We start from the raw sequence: 15,176 nt of genomic DNA, 5'->3' as shown, positions 1-15,176 counted from the left end.
GCAGAATCAATTCCGCAGGGGACATAGGAGTCCGCCGGTGATTGGCGAGGTTTTTTACGAGCCTAGCACCGCTGCGCACTCCAAAGAGCGCAAGCGGTCCCCGGAGGAATTCATTCTGACCGGATTCCCCCATCACGACAATCCTCAAGCCGGGACCAAAGACTCATATACCCAATCCCACCCCCCGTCCGCCGGCCGTTCCGGCAGCGTCCTCACCTGCTTGCTTAATTATTTTTTTCCAATCGGTAGCCAACTCCATGAACCGTAGTGATTTTGACGGGAGCATTCAGCGTGCGCAGCCTCCGGCGCAGGAAGTAAATGTAATTGTCGAGATTTCCATCCTCCACTTCGCTGGAGGCCCCCCATACATAGCCCAGAATTACTTCGCGGTTCAGTGTCCTGCCGGGATTTCTGAAAAAATATTCCAGGAGGGAGGATTCTTTTTTGGAGAGGGAGACAGATGCATTCTGATACCGCAGTTCTCTGTGCTCCGGCAAAAAAACGAGATCCTCAAAGGTGAGGGTACACTCTTCCTCTATACGTCCCAGCCTTCTTGTGACAGCCCGTATTCTGGCCAGCAGCTCTTCTATAGCGTAGGGTTTTGCAATGTAATCGTCGGCTCCGGTGTCAAGCCCGTTAATCCGGTCATTTAATCCGTCTAGCGCAGTGGAAAAGATGGCCGGTGTCTGGATTTTACGCCTTCTCAGTGCCTGTAAAAGAGTAAGGCCGTCCATTTCCGGCAGCATCCGGTCGATAATCAGGCAGTCATATGCGCCGGAGCAGGCATAGAGAAAGCCGTCGGTTCCCGTATGACAGATTTCCGTGTCATATCCGGCTTTCGTCAGCGACATCTGAATTGTTTTACATAAGACTTCATCATCTTCTATCAATAATATTTTCATATTCCCATCCTGTTCCTGTATCTAAATGTGAAAAAATGTGTTCTGTATTTCGAAACTTTACCTTATCATTAAGTTTAGCACACAAATCTCTAAAAAATCTAAAAAATAAAAGGAGTTTTTTCCAGTTTTTTTAGAGAATCAGATTGTAAAATAAAGATATAACATATGCAGACCAAATCAGGAGGAGATTTATGAAAAACAGCATAGTTCAATACGCGATAAATAAAAAAAGAAAACAAGTCGGGAAACGGGGAAGAATGTTTACCGCAGCGGCCGGAGCGCTCATGTTGGGCGCTATGTCGTTACTGACGGCCTGCAGCAGCGGCACATCATCCGGGACACAGTCCGGCACCGGAGCAGCGTCCCAGTCCGCGGAGAGCGGAGCGCCGGGAGGTCAGGCGGCCAAAGGCCGTTACATGGAAGAAGAGATTGCGCTTCCTGAAGAAATTGCAGAGAACGGTTATGTGGGTGTGGTACAAAAGAAGGATAAGAGCCTGCTGTTTGCTATCCCCGATGAAGAGGGGAATGACAGATTCTACAGCTATGATGCGGCCTCCTCCTGGACAAAAGGCGAGGCTATAGCGCCGCTTGGTAATATCAGACCGGCAAAAATGTTCATGGATCAAAATGAAAAGCTTTATTTTGGGGGATTCGACCAGGAAAATTACACGTTCCATCTCTGGACGGTACAGGAAGACGGGACAGTTCAGGAACTGCTTCCGGAGGTGTTTAAAATTCAGGAAGGCCGCGGTTATGGAGTAATCCCCGATTTTATAGGAATTGGGCCAGGCGGAGAGATTTTGGTTTCAGAAAGCTCGGAGGCGAATGTCTATCTGCCTGACGGAAAGAAGAGCGTTACACTGGCCCAGGATTTTATTGGACTGGATGTCAGGATTCCGGCCTGCCTGACAGGCGATGAGTACGTGACGATGAGTAACCAGCAGCTTGTACGGTATAATATCACAACCGGAAGGATTACAGAGCGTTATAATATGCCGGAAAATGGCTCAGGCAGCAATATGATGATAGGCCAGATGCCTGTCTTTACCGATGAGGAAGGCGGTATTTATGTTGCAGATGCGACCGGACTTTACCATATCGGAAGAAACGGCATGCTTTGGGAGCAGTTAATCGACGGAAGCCTGAATTCCATGGGACGGCAGGATATGTACCTGATGAAATTTTTTCAGGGGACGGACAATGATTTTTACGGCATTTATTCGACCTCAAATTCCAGGATGAAGCTTATTCACTATTACTATGACGAGACGGTAGACACGGTGCCGCCTGAAACACTGACGGTCTACTCCCTGAAAGACAGCTATACGGTCCGCCAGGCAGCGGCCATCCTTCAGAAGAATAATCCTCAGATAAAGGTGGATTACAGGATTGCCGTAGAGGACGAGTATGGGAAGGTGACGGAAGATGTGATCCGCGCCCTCAATACGGAGCTTTTGAATGGAAAAGGCGCCGATGTCCTGATACTGGACGGACTTCCGATGGAAACATATAAAAATAAGGGTATTCTGGCGGACTTAAGCAGTCTCTTTGAAAAGGATAAGGATGATTACCTGCCCAATGTAAGGGGAGGGTTTACAGGAGAAGACGGGAAGATTTATTATATGCCGGCCCGTATCAAGGTGCCTGTGATATATGGCGGGGAGGATGCTGTCGCAGCGTTCCAGGATCCGGAACTGATGGCTGCATACGATAAAACACCGACACTTTTCGCGCCGGATATTTACGAAAATATCCTTAACATGACCGCATATACCTGTTTTAATAAATTGTTTAACGACAACGGAACCGTTGACGGTGATGCACTGACCCGCTGGCTTACCGGAGTAAAGAGCGCCGGTGAGAAGGGAAATGTGCAGGTAAGCTATGATCAGGCCGACATGGACCGTCTGAAAGTAAACAATACGGTAATACCATACGGTTTCGGCCGGCAGAGTGATTTTAATCTTGCATCAGGCAGATGTGCGGCAGCAGCCGAAATCCTCGATTCAATCGACAGCGCCATGCTCCCGTTATCAGCAGCGGAGATAAACGGCAGCAGTTTTGAATCAATCGGCGGAATCTATATTCCGAGTGTTGTGGCAGGCATCAATGCATCAACCGGAAATAAGGAGAATGCAGAAGAATTCCTCCGCGTTTTATTCGGCACAGAGGTGCAGGACGAATCACTGAGGGACGGGTTTTCCGTCAGAAGCAGCAGCCTTGACAAGTGGAGCGGTATGGAGAAATCAGTCAGTGTCTCTATGAGCATGGGCGGGGAAGGGATTGCCCTCGAGGGAGAATGGCCAAAACAGGCAGACCGCGATATGATTCTTGCGATTGTGCGCACCGTGAGCGTGCCGGCCATAGTCGAAACGCAGATTATAGACATGATTGTGGATGGTTCCAGAGATTATCTGAGTGGGAAGGGAACGATAGAAAATGCGGTTCAGACGATCGAAAGCAAGATGAAGCTTTATGTCAATGAGAGAGAGTAGTAAAAAAGCGGCAAAAACTACAGGGGCCTGGCTGTTTCTGGCCCCCAGCCTGCTGGGGGTGCTGGTATTTGTCATGATTCCGTTCGGTGATGCGCTGAGACGCTCATTTTTTGACAGCAGAGGAATAGACTTTGTAGGGCTTGGCGTCTATCGGGGTGTTCTGGCCAATCAGGCATTTCGCCTGGCGGCTGTGAATACCGTGCGGTTTATGGGGACAGCGCTGCCGCTTCTGATGGCGGTATCCTTTTTCCTGTCCCTGCTGGTTTACCAGTACAGCCGGAAAAAGAGTTTTTTTAAAACAGTCCTGGTCCTGCCGGTCGCAGTGCCGGCAGCGTCCGTTGTTCTTCTGTGGAGGATGGTATTCTGCGAACAGGGAATTATAAATGAACTGTTCGGTCTTCAGACCGACTGGATTTACGGCCCCGCTTCTTTTTCGGTGCTTATATTCGCATATTTGTGGAAAAACACCGGATATCAGATGCTCCTGTGGCTGGCGGCGCTGGGAGGGATATCGGATGAGCTTTACGAGGCGGCAGAGGTGGATGGAGCTGGCTGGCTGCAAAAGCTTCTATACATCACGATTCCCCAGGTGAGGAAGGCGGCAGGGATGATCCTGTTTTTGGCTGTGATCAACTCCTTCAAGGTATTCCGGGAGGCATATATCGTGGCCGGATCTTATCCAAACGACAGGATTTACCTGCTCCAGCATTTATTTAATCACTGGTTTTTAAATCTGGACGTGCAGAAAATGTGTGCGGCGGCAGTCCTTTTAACCATTGTAATCGGTATTTTTCTGAATCCCTTTGTCATCAGGGCGGGAGGAGATGAATAATGGTGAGAAAACAGAGGCGTTTTAAAACGCCGTCCCCGAAAAAGCTGGTGGGAGCTTTCCTGCTGGTTATCTGCCTGCTTTTTGTCCTGTTTCCGCTTCTTTTGATGGCGGCGGCGTCATTTATGCCGGAGGATGAACTGGCGCGGCGGTATCTCGCTGTTCTGGAACTGGGAAGAGAGCCGGTGCTTCCGGCTCTGGTTCCTGATTTTCCGTCTTTAAAACCTTATGCGGATTTGTTTCTACGCTCACCCGGCTTCTTTGTTATGTTTTGGAATTCATGCCTGCAGGTGCTTTGCGTCCTGGCAGGACAGCTTCTGGTAGGCATGCCGGCCGCTTGGGCATTTGCGAGATATGATTTCCGGTTTAAAAAAACGATTTTTCTGCTGTATCTGATTCTTCTTGTCATGCCGTTCCAGGTAATGATGGTTCCATCCTATCTGGTCCTGGACCGTTTCAGGATACTGGACACACATCTGGCGGTTATACTGCCTGGAATATTCTCCACCTTTCCTGTCTATATCATGGAGAAATTCTTTGAATCGATCCCGAAATCATTTCTGGAGGCGGCCCGGATAGACGGGGGAGGCGAGTGGACGATATTCCTGAGGATTGGCGTTCCGATGGGATTTCCCGGAATTATGACAGCCCTGCTTCTAGATTTTTTTGAATACTGGAATGCACTGGAACAGCCGCTGACATTTTTAAAGAATAAGCAGCTTTGGCCTTTATCGCTTTATCTGCCGAATGTGACGGCGGACAATGCGTCCCTGGCCTTTGTGGCGGGGCTGGTGACAATGGCGCCTCCGGTGCTTTTGTACCTCAACGGGCAGACCTATCTGGAGGAGGGGATTGCCTCATCCGGCATCAAGGAATAGGGAACACGAAAAAAGATTAGGAGTCGGGGGAAGCCGTATGGATGAGAAAGAAAAAATGAAAAGAAATTTGTACCGCCGCCTACTGATCTGCTTTTTTGCATGCATGGTTTTTTTTACGATATTATCCAGGGTGATTGATGTTTACGAGACGGCAAAAGTCAGTATCGCCTATGCGAATCAGGGGACCGTGATGAAAACTGTGGATGGGGACTGCAGTGTGGAGGCGGGAGAAACGCAGGCAATTTCCCTGATTAAGGAACTGAACGTAGAGAAAGTCGAAGCTATGGCCGGGACAGCCGTGAAGGCCGGAGAACCACTGTTTTCTTATTCGGCAGAATCCCTGGAAGACAAGATGAGGAGGCTGAAAAAAGAGATCAAAAAAATGGAACTGGAAATCGAGGGAGAGCGTATCGGCTCAGACAGTTTTACGGGAGTGACAAGGGCAGAGGCAGCGCTCCAGTCCCTGGCAATGGCCGAAAAGGCACTGGAACGCCAGAATGGGAAGAAAGCTCAGGCGGAAGCCGAATATAATCTCAACATGGAAAAAATCAAAGAATATTATGAATTGCGGCTCGAACTGTCGGAGGACGAACTTTTAAACCAGAGCCGGAACGATTATGACCAGAGCCGGACGGACTATGAGTCGGCAAAACTGCAGCGCGATTCACAGATCCGGGAGATAAAAAGAAAGATAAAGGACACGGAAAAAAAGATAGAGAAATTGGAGAAACAGGAGGAGCCGGATGAAGACGAGTTGGAAGAACTCCGGGAACTGCTGGACCGTTATGAGGAAGATTTGGATTCCGAGGAGGAAAGCTGGGATCTTAAGATAGACCGGGCCAGGGAAGAAATGAGCGACAAGGGCGATATCTTTGATCGGGCCGGCCGCGAGGCGGACAGCGCCAAGCTGGCCTTAAAAGAGAATTATGAGTCGGCCGTTACACAGGAAGCAAAGGCCCTGGAGTCGGCCGAGGATGCAAGAATACAGGCAGAGTGGGCAGTAGAGTCGGCACGGATGGAGCTGCAGAATGCTGCGAAGGAGGATCATGCGGCTGCGCTCGTTGCGGAGCAGGCAAAGAAGCTGTCGGCGCTCAGGATTGAAGCAAAGCAGCTTGATTTGGAAGAGCTGAAGGAAGAAAAAGAAGAACTGCGAATACTGATGGAAAACCAGGGCATGGTTTATGCTCCCTGCGATGGTACGGTCAGCACCGTGGAGATTGAGGCGGGAAAAGACATAGCCGGAACAGAGCGGGTTGTCCTGTCCACCGGGTTGCTGAAGCTTCGCGGAACCTTTGACAGGGAGGATGATGAAATACTGATAACCGGCGATGAACTGCAGGTGAGGATGGCGGGAAGCGACGAAAGAATCCAGGCGTATGTCGAACAGGTGGATCTGGTCACCAGCCAGGAGACCGGTTCTTTTACTGCGAGCCTTCCGGCAGGATATGGTGTACTGGGAGAAAAGGCATATTTTGAGTGTCTGAGAAGCGGAGAGGTCTACAGGCAGGTGATTCCGGTAAAGGCTCTCAGAAAAGATGTAAACGGATATTATTGTCTTGTGCTGAGAAAACAGAAGACCATCCTGGGAGAAGAATATAAGGCGGCAAAGGTGGAGGTGGAGCTTCTGGCAGGCGGCGATACGGTGGCGGCCGTAGAAGGCCCCCTTATGGCCGAGGAACCGGTTATCACCGATAGTGACCGGGTGATCGGGGAAGGCGACCGGGTGCGCCTGATGACGGAGCTTCCGGGCAAAGGAAGCTGATACCTATACAGAAATCGGAAATGAAAGGGAGGAGAACTAAATGAAATATGGAAAAAAGATTCTGGCTGTAGTCCTCCTTCTTTTATTAGGAACAGGAATGCTGACGGCAGCAGCCGGAAGCAGAACCGGCGATGCCCAGGTCCGCACGGAGCGGGACCTTCAGCTTCAGAGTGTTACGATGGAGGAGCTGGAGGAAATAAGGGAACGGGAGAAGGGAGGGATGACAGGGCTGCTCAATATAGCAGGATGGCGGTACGGAGAGGCCGGGAATGTAAAAGAGCCGCTGTCCGGCAAAAAAGCGGGCGCAGGAACGGTTTATGTCAATGGCCCTGTTTCCCTGGCATTTCCGGCAAAAGTGTTAAGCGGTTCTTACGAATCGGTCATGGGAAAAAAGGATTGTGTCCTTACAAGAGAGCTTTCATGGTCCCTGTTCGGTTCGGTGGATACGGCGGGCTGTCAGGTTGATTTTGGAGGAAAGACGTACACCGTTACAGCCGTAATTGATAAGGAAGAAATGGTCATGTTTCTGACGGCCGACGAGGGAGCCGTGCAGAAAGCGGCTTTTTCCTTCAGTGGCAGAGAGCGGATTGATTCGAAAATGAAGGCGCTTGGATTTGAGTAGTAACAGTTCAGACAGATGAACTGTCACTTTGGGTGAACGGTTTTATTCAAAATGGTACAAAAAAGTTATGAAAAAAGAAAATCTTTGTGCACACTTTTTTGATAGAGTATGCTATTATAATACTCGTAACCCCCCCCCAATACATTATATAGTTTTTGCTACACCCCATAAGAACGAAATACCTTCTCCTTAAAGTGACCAGCTCCCCGGCTGGTCACTTTTTTTCGCTTATGGGAAAGTACGAAAAGCTCCTGATTGTCAGAACAGGATATGCATCACGACCGAAACAATTGGTATGGCAATCAGTGTCCTGATAAAAAAGATTAGGATAAGCTTACCAATCCCCAGCGGAATTTCTGACTCCATAATAGATACGGCGCTGTTGGAAAACATGATAATCTGAAGCGCAGATACGACTATTACGAAGAAGGCGGCTTCCACGGAAATGGACAGTGTGGATATGAATGTGGCGGGGATGGCTATCTCTGCCAGCCCAAGGATCATGGCTGGGGCAATTTCTGCGGCGTTGGGGACCTGGCATAATTTCAGAACAGGTATAAATGGAACCCCCAGAATATTAAACAGCGAAGTGTATTCTACCAGGAGAAAGGTGATGGAGGAGATTGCCATTATATAGGCCGAAATTTTCTGGGCAAAAACAAGCACTTCCAACAGAGCTTTTGCAAAAACCGATGAAACAGGCGTATCTTCCGCTTTTTTTAGGGCGGCCTTATATCCATGGCGGAATAAGGACAGGCTGAATTTTCTGCGTTCTTCGCCTTCCCGTTCTGTTCCGTCTATAAAGGTATCCGGCATCCCCCTCAGAGGGAAGAGACGGATGACAATTGCCGCCATGACGAAGGACAGCAAGAAAGAGGCAATCAGCACTTTGCCGTAATGCTCCGTGATATTAGCCGTTGCGGTCAGCACTGCAAAAAATCCCAGGCTGATAAAACTGAAGTTGGTGGAGATACTGGCGGCTTCGCGCGTTGTATATTTTTTTCTTTATACAGTTTATTTGTAAAGAATATTCCCAGGGTCGGATTGGCGACAAAGGAGGTGACGGCGTCAATGGCGGCGTATCCGGGAACCTTGAATACCGGCCGCATGAGCGGTTCTATCAGTACGCCGATATATTCCAGCAGTCCGAACTCCGTAATAAAGGGAACCATCAGGCCGGCAACAACGATAGTGACTAACACGGTCTTGGCCAGTCCCAGCCCCTGTCCGCCGACAGCCGGTCCAATCAGATATTCCGGTCCGATTTGCAGGATGGTCATACCGCTCAGAATAAAACCGATCAGGTACAAAACAATCGAGTATGTTTTTACACCCCCATACAGGCGTGTCAGCGTTGGGAATTTATCTGTAAGCCGGGCAGTGATACACAAAAGAATCAGGCTTCCGATTGATATCATGACCAGTGCGGAAAGCCAGGGAGAAAGAGCGGACTTGATAATATTTACCGAATAAACGAGAAGAACGCCCTTTCCTTTGTCCGATGGAACCAGAGGGACGAAAAAATAGAGGATACCGATGAGGGACATGACAATAAACTTCAAAGTGTTTTTAATTGCTGGTTTGCTGTTCATATATATACCCATCCTTTCAATCAAGAAAATAGTATCTTTGGCCGGTTGGCCTAATCTGGAAGCTCAATTGTATTTTCATCTGTATTAATCTTTACCGTCATGCCGTTTTCAAGAGCCAGGCAGAGGGAGTCAGGAACTTCGCATACCATGGGAATTTCCATGATTACGGCGGCAGATACCAGGACCGTATCGAGGTTTTGAACGATAAGGCCGGCCGGCTGCATACCGCTTTGTTCTAATTTGTAAAGGCCGTCAGCCTGAACAACAGAACTTCCTTTTCCGCCGGGAAATACCAGGATTTTACCGGCAATGCTCTGTCCCTCCAGGCAGTGGCCGTGTTCTGTAATCCGGCCGGTTGCCGGGTCGGTAAAGTAAAAAAGGATTTCTTCGGAGGAGATGACGGCTTCTCCTTGTGCGTTCCCCGGAGAAATTGTCTTACAGGGATAGAAACGAGCCATTTATGTACCTCCTTTGACAGCATGCTCCAGACAGCATTCCGTACTCATTACATTAATATGTGCCTGAAAAGATGCCATATAATAAGCGCATTTTGGAGAATCGCTCAAGCCTGTTTTGCCGGATAGAAAACCCCATACAGGGGACTCGTCAATACAGGTATCAGCTATCATCTGCACATTTTTTCTTTTTAATTCATCGTAAACGCCTAAGCTGCGCGCAAGAGTGATGACATGGCGGGAGGTCAGGATCCAGACGGGAATCACAGCCAGGCGGCTTTTCATGAATTCATTAACCTTCAAGACCTGCTCATAAGTATAATGAGGGCAGCCAAGCATTACAAATTCGGCCGGTGTTTTGTTACTTGCAGCATAATCCTCCCTCAAGCCGTCCAGATCCTGCTGGGTGATTGTGACAGTGTGCCGGGGCGGCTTATAGCCCGACGCAGCCTCCGGGGTAGGGGAGCCGGGGGTGATACCGGGAATATGGAACATCTCATATGAACCTGAAACATTGAGCTGGGTACCGAGGGCAATCAGCTGTTCTGTGGTGGGATCGACCGGGAGGTTCAGAAAAACAGGTATGCCCTTGCCTATTTTTTTGCCCATCATTCCCAGCAAAGAGTAGGAGAAATCGTCCCTCATATCGGCTTCCACGTAAACAGCGGTATCTGCGAACCGGTTATCATCAAGGAGCATCCCATACTCAGGCGTAAAGCCCGTAATGGCGGCGCAAAGGGCGGTAGCGGCGCTCTCACGGTTTGTCTTCGCTCCGATCACTGAGTTGACAAAGATCGTGGCACTTGTCTCTGAAAAAGCAGTGATTTCCCCCCGTATAGGAATATTTTCATTCAGATAAGGGGTACAGCTGTAAGTAAGGGAAGCGCCCAGGCTTCGGTAGGCATCTTCCGTCCGCTTCATGTTCTCTTCGGCATCAGGAGACAGCATAGAGCGGCTTTTGAAATAACATACGGAATATCCGGGATTGACAGTGGGAGCGACGGCGCAGACAGCTCCGGCCTGAACCATTTTTTCGGCAAACCAGATATCGGCGCCCTGGGCGCTCAGAGAGACATGGACGCGTGTAACTGGCACAAGGCGCACAGCGCGGAAACTTTCTCCCACAGCGGTAAGAATCCGGGCGGCCATTGCCTTGCCTTTGCCGTATTTTCCATCCAGCATATCACGCTGGGTATCTGTTAATAGCATAATCATTCCTCTTTCCGAAGTCTATTTTGTTACCAGATTTCCCGTTTCAGGATCGTAGCCGCTGTAAAAACCATGGCCGGATTTCATGCCAAGCCTGCCCGAATCAATCAGGGCTTTCAGCTTTGCCGGAGGCTTGTCTCTCTCATCCCGGCTTACGCTGTAATAAGAATTTTCGATTGCATAGACAGTATCCAGGCCAATCAAATCCATAAGCTGGAAGGGGCCGATGTTTGTATGCCATTCCATCATCCAGCCGCGGTCGAATTCTGAGGGGGTGATATATTCCTCGGCCCATAGGTACAGACACTCTTTTTTTACGGCTCTCCAGACTCTGTTAATCGAATATCCTTTGATTTCCCGCTCCGTTATGATCGGCTCGAAGCCGAGGGTGCGGTAGTGGGAGAGGGCCGCCTGTTTCGTCACCTCGCTGGTACTGGGATTCCACATCATTTCCAGATAATCATTGCGGATTGGATCGTCATGATCCACCGAAAAAGTGAGGGCCTTCCTCTCAGGAGATACAAAGGCACAGATATCACTCATCAAAAGGGATGAAGTATTAGAGTTCAGCAGGGCATCCGGCGGGCATAAGGAATCCAGCTTCCGAAAGATTTCCTGCTTTACTTCCAGCTTTTCCGGTACATTTTCAACGACAAGCTGCGCATTTTTACAGGCGTCTTCCAGACTTTCGGCATAAGAAATTCTTTGTTCGGCTGCGTCGGCTTCTGCCTGGGATAAGCGTCCCGTCTCAACATAATAATTCAGCCATTTGCGTATTTTGCTGCGGCATTTGTCAATGGAGGTCCGGGTACGGCTGTATCCTGTGACCTCTTTTCCGTATACGGCATTGCGGAAGGCAATCATGGAACCCTGAGTTCCGACGCCTACAATCGTCACATGCTGTATTGTGTCTCTGACTTGTGACATGTTTGACTCCTTTCATACTGGGTGAATAGTTTTGATATAGTTTTATAAAGCAAGTTTCATGCCAATTAAAATACCTTCATCTATCGCGGATTTATCAGGTTTTGGAACATCTCTGTAATAAAACGCAATAAAATAGCACTGTAACATTTTATTACAGTGCTATTTTATCATACAGCTAAGCGGAAGGGGGGTTATGGGGCGATGATATTTGCAGCCGTGTCATCCGTGCCAGGAGATTTTGTCTGCTGATTTGGAGGATACGTGCAGAGGAAGAGATATTCCAGTTCTCTTTTTCCAAGGTCTGGATCAGCAGTTCTCTCTGATATGTTTTTAAGATTTCAGTCAGACCGGAGACCGGTTCTGAAGTAAGTTCTTTAGCTGCCTCTTTAACAGGTTCTGCAGCCGGTATCCTGTGAAACGAAGATTCACTTTGATGGCGGGCCGGGGCTCTCCTTGTAACGACCGGAAGGTCTTCGAGGGTCAGGGTATCGTCAAATTCCGATGCCTTCAGCATCATATTTTGAATCGCATGCTGCAGCTCGCGAGAATTGCCGTACCAGGCCCGGTTTTGCATCCAATGAATCAACTCGTCGGAAAAATGCAGAATATTTCTGCCGAGTTCTTTGTTATATTTTTTGACAAATAGAAGGCTGAGGCTGATGATATCTTCCGGGCGTTCTCTGAGGGGCGGTATCTCCAGGCAATATTCGGAGATTCTGTAATAGAGATCGGGCCTTAAACGGCCCTCGTCTAAAAGAGTCTGAAGGTTTTCGTTTGACGCGCAGATAAGTCGGCATTGCACCGGAAATTCTTTTGTACTACCTACCGGGCGTACACATCGCTCCTGAAGTACACGAAGCAGCTTCGTCTGGTTCAGGGGAGTCAGTGAATTAAATTCGTCCAGGAAGAGGGTGCCTTCTCCTGCCTCGCGGAACAAACCGATATTATTAACTGCTCCGGTATAAGCGCCTTTTACTGTGCCAAACAGCGTACTTTCAAAGAGTTCGGCCGGAATCGCAGCACAGTTGATTGCAATAAATTTATGACGCTCCCGGCCGAGATTATGTATACTTTGCGCGAGGACTTCTTTACCAACTCCGGTTTCACCTGTGATTAGAATAGACATATTCATTGTTGAAACGGCTTGTGCTTCCTTTATGATTTCGCGCATGATGGGGGAAGTTCCGGTAATATCTGCGAAGGTATATCGTGTTCCCTCTGCGATATTAACTGGATCTGCTTCTGCGGCTGCATCGGCAAGAATCTGACGTTTGTGTTCTAATAGTCCATAAAGCAGTTTACGCAGAGTGTATTCGGTTCGGCAAATCGAGTAGACGCCGATAATTTCACCATCTTTTTTGATAGGGACGGTATCATAATTAATATAGACGGGAGCCTGGCCCACAAAGGCATGGGGTCTGTAAGCGTTAAGGATTGCTTTTCCGCTGTCCATTACGCGCCGGTGTTCAGAGGATTCCCAGTCGGAATGTTCATAGGCAAGCCAGGAGATTTCTCCCAGAGCCTTGCCGGCATCCATGTGTTCCATCTCTGCCTTGGCCGGATTGAAAACGGTGATAATACAGTTTCGATCAGTGAGAATGATACCTTCATGAATATTTTGGATAATGGTTTCGAGACAATATATTTTTTCTTCCAGCTCCCGAATTCTCTCGTTTTGTGTGTTTTTCATCTGAATTCCTCCCTCCGTCTAGTATATAGGAAAGAGTATAGGTGATGTCAATAGAAAATTTAATTGAGAATGGGGGACGTGTCAGGAACGGACCGGGCCGGCCGGGCCTTCTGCTCCCCGAAGGAAAAGCGCACCCTTGTGACTTCGTCCTCCTCCGCGGGTTCGAGCAGCTATATATGGGCATTGATGCGGACGGAGAGTGCCAAATTCCTGAGAAGAATCCCTCAGCTGTATACGTAAAAAGACAGGAGAATCTGCTTTTGATTAAGCGGCTTCTCCTGTCTTGACTGTATCAGCAGTTTTTCTGAAATGTATGTCCCATATAATAGGATAATTCGGCGGCGCTGTGTTTAACCTGCTCCTCAAGATGATGAAGGTGGGTGTCGTCCGCCACTCTGGAGTAGGGGGCGATGATGCCGACCGATGCGGAAACCCTGCCTTCTATCCCGAAAATAGGAGCGCCGATTCCGACCGCATCGTGAACATATTCACCGTGGGATACGGCAATTCCCATCTCCCGTATTGTTTTCAGTTCGGAAGCCAGGGCGCCGCGGCTGATTTGCGGAAACGATTCCGGCCGGTCCAGAATATTGTTCAGATAATAATCGATATATTTCGGCTCCTGGTAAGCAAGGAGTACTTTGCGGATCGCGCCGCAGTGGAGATCCATCTCATATCCGAATTCCTCCACAACCTTCAGATGGTTAGGCCCGTCCATCTTATCCAGGACCAGCCCTTTGTCGCCCACCTGAATAATCAGATAGGAATCTTCCCTCGTATTATAGGAAAGATTCTTGAGAATCGGCAGTGCGGCTTCCTGAATACGGACATTGTTGGCAGCGGCCCGCCCAAGTGAAATCAATGCGGGACCCAACTGGTAGGTATGGGCATGCTCATCGCGGATCACATATTTCTTTTCGCAGAACGTCTGGAGGATTCTGTGAATCGTGCTGGGCGGAAGGCCTGTGGCTTCCGACAGCTCAGCAATGGAGTATTTATGATTTGTCTCTTTCAGAAGCTCCAGAAGTTCCATGGAGCGAAGGAGGCTCTGTATCATGTGTGCTGTTCCTCCGTCTTATTCGGTCATCTCTTCAACAGTCACGGTGGTATCGGCCGGGATGTTTTTGTCCTCCTCCACGGAAACTTCAGCTTCTTTTCTGTCTTCGGCTTCTTCAGGAACTGACTCCTGTTCACCGGAAGGTGTCTCTCCGGAGAGAGCGGATACTTCTTCGTCTGCCGTCACATCAGACCCTTCATCGTTGCGGCCGTCTGTTGCTTCCTCATTCTTCCTGTCAGGGGTAAGGGAAACATAATTGCGTGTTACGGTGCTGCTGTTATCGTCTGTATCTTCAAATTCATCAAAATCATCTTCAAAATCGTGGAACTCTTCATCCAGTTCTTTATGGAACGATTTGTACTGTAAGAAATAGGAGATTCCTGCCGCAGCCGCACCCGCAATAGCCGCAAATGCTAAAAATCGTCCAAAGTGTTTTTTTGCCATAATAAGACTCCTTTCTGTAATTAAGCTTATTGTAATACGGATTTACTAAAAAATAAAGGGATTCTAAGAATAAATTATAAAAGATGTAATAAAATAGCGGGTGTAACACTCAGAATAAGCCGGGTATATTGCGCCAGGAAGGTATAAAGCTTTGAAAGCCCGGGCTTTGGCGTGTAGTTTTAGAGGGACGGAATCTTAATAAGAAGAAAGACTGTAACAGTTCAGACGGGGAGACTGCTGAATCTTGATTGGAGATTTAACTGAGGTGTGGGGGACGCGGCCGGAACGGACTATGTCCGGTGTGGTGAGGGGGC

The 15,176-nt window shown here is 48.8% G+C and carries 14 protein-coding genes; 5 read left to right on the top strand and 9 right to left on the bottom strand.

Going from position 1 to position 15,176, the window contains the following annotated elements; translation table 11 throughout:
- Nucleotides 1-224: 224 nt before the first annotated feature.
- On the bottom strand, nucleotides 225-902 hold the full coding sequence (locus CLOSYM_RS16455) for a response regulator transcription factor (protein ID WP_021642984.1): 678 nt from the start codon (nucleotides 900-902) through the stop codon (nucleotides 225-227).
- A 191-nt stretch (nucleotides 903-1,093) separates the two neighbouring features.
- Here CLOSYM_RS16455 and CLOSYM_RS16450 point away from each other — a divergent pair, with 191 nt between their 5' ends.
- The 5 genes from CLOSYM_RS16450 to CLOSYM_RS16430 are packed head-to-tail and all read left to right on the top strand — an operon-like array spanning nucleotide 1,094 to nucleotide 7,488.
- The gene (locus CLOSYM_RS16450) at nucleotides 1,094-3,397 is read left to right on the top strand and encodes an ABC transporter substrate-binding protein (RefSeq protein WP_021642983.1); all 2,304 of its coding nucleotides are present in this window, start codon (nucleotides 1,094-1,096) and stop codon (nucleotides 3,395-3,397) included.
- Nucleotides 3,378-4,229 carry a carbohydrate ABC transporter permease gene (locus CLOSYM_RS16445; RefSeq protein ID WP_044902658.1) on the top strand — a complete coding sequence of 284 codons (852 nt, stop codon included), beginning with the start codon at nucleotides 3,378-3,380 and terminating at the stop codon, nucleotides 4,227-4,229. The genes CLOSYM_RS16450 and CLOSYM_RS16445 overlap by 20 nt, the downstream gene beginning before the upstream one ends.
- Nucleotides 4,229-5,104: a carbohydrate ABC transporter permease gene (locus CLOSYM_RS16440; protein WP_003504962.1), complete on the top strand. Its 876-nt coding sequence runs from the start codon at nucleotides 4,229-4,231 to the stop codon at nucleotides 5,102-5,104. Before CLOSYM_RS16445 ends, CLOSYM_RS16440 begins: the two co-directional genes overlap by 1 nt.
- Nucleotides 5,105-5,141: 37 nt before the next feature.
- Nucleotides 5,142-6,866 (top strand): hypothetical protein, encoded by a 1,725-nt coding sequence (locus CLOSYM_RS16435; RefSeq protein ID WP_021642981.1) that lies wholly within the window; start codon nucleotides 5,142-5,144, stop codon nucleotides 6,864-6,866.
- 40 nt (nucleotides 6,867-6,906) lie between these two features.
- Entirely contained in the window at nucleotides 6,907-7,488 is a 582-nt protein-coding gene (locus CLOSYM_RS16430; protein WP_021642980.1) for an ABC transporter permease, read from the top strand.
- Between the two features lie 258 nt (nucleotides 7,489-7,746).
- Here CLOSYM_RS16430 and CLOSYM_RS16425 read toward each other — a convergent pair whose 3' ends face one another.
- The 8 genes from CLOSYM_RS16425 to CLOSYM_RS16385 form a co-directional block, all read right to left on the bottom strand.
- On the bottom strand, nucleotides 7,747-8,418 hold the full coding sequence (locus CLOSYM_RS16425) for a hypothetical protein (RefSeq protein WP_021642979.1): 672 nt from the start codon (nucleotides 8,416-8,418) through the stop codon (nucleotides 7,747-7,749).
- Nucleotides 8,412-9,080, bottom strand: a complete 669-nt coding sequence (locus CLOSYM_RS16420; RefSeq protein WP_044902656.1) for a nucleoside recognition domain-containing protein — start codon at nucleotides 9,078-9,080, stop codon at nucleotides 8,412-8,414. Before CLOSYM_RS16420 ends, CLOSYM_RS16425 begins: the two co-directional genes overlap by 7 nt.
- Before the next feature lie 50 nt (nucleotides 9,081-9,130).
- Nucleotides 9,131-9,538, bottom strand: a complete 408-nt coding sequence (locus tag CLOSYM_RS16415) for an aconitase X swivel domain-containing protein (protein ID WP_021642977.1) — start codon at nucleotides 9,536-9,538, stop codon at nucleotides 9,131-9,133.
- Nucleotides 9,539-10,744, bottom strand: coding sequence for an aconitase X catalytic domain-containing protein (locus tag CLOSYM_RS16410; protein ID WP_044902654.1), 1,206 nt, complete (start codon nucleotides 10,742-10,744; stop codon nucleotides 9,539-9,541).
- A gap of 21 nt (nucleotides 10,745-10,765) precedes the next feature.
- Nucleotides 10,766-11,671: a 3-hydroxyacyl-CoA dehydrogenase family protein gene (locus CLOSYM_RS16405; RefSeq protein ID WP_021642975.1), complete on the bottom strand. Its 906-nt coding sequence runs from the start codon at nucleotides 11,669-11,671 to the stop codon at nucleotides 10,766-10,768.
- 175 nt (nucleotides 11,672-11,846) lie between these two features.
- Nucleotides 11,847-13,361 (bottom strand): sigma-54 interaction domain-containing protein, encoded by a 1,515-nt coding sequence (locus tag CLOSYM_RS16400; RefSeq protein ID WP_021642974.1) that lies wholly within the window; start codon nucleotides 13,359-13,361, stop codon nucleotides 11,847-11,849.
- Nucleotides 13,362-13,653: 292 nt separating this feature from the next.
- Entirely contained in the window at nucleotides 13,654-14,418 is a 765-nt protein-coding gene (locus tag CLOSYM_RS16390) for an IclR family transcriptional regulator (protein WP_003504970.1), read from the bottom strand.
- A gap of 18 nt (nucleotides 14,419-14,436) precedes the next feature.
- Nucleotides 14,437-14,862, bottom strand: a complete 426-nt coding sequence (locus tag CLOSYM_RS16385; RefSeq protein ID WP_003504972.1) for a hypothetical protein — start codon at nucleotides 14,860-14,862, stop codon at nucleotides 14,437-14,439.
- Between the last annotated feature and the right edge of the window lie 314 nt (nucleotides 14,863-15,176).

The sequence above is a fragment of the [Clostridium] symbiosum ATCC 14940 genome (genome assembly GCF_000466485.1).
Taxonomy (GTDB): Bacteria; Bacillota; Clostridia; order Lachnospirales; family Lachnospiraceae; genus Otoolea; species Otoolea symbiosa.
This window is presented reverse-complemented; position numbering and strand designations above follow the sequence as displayed.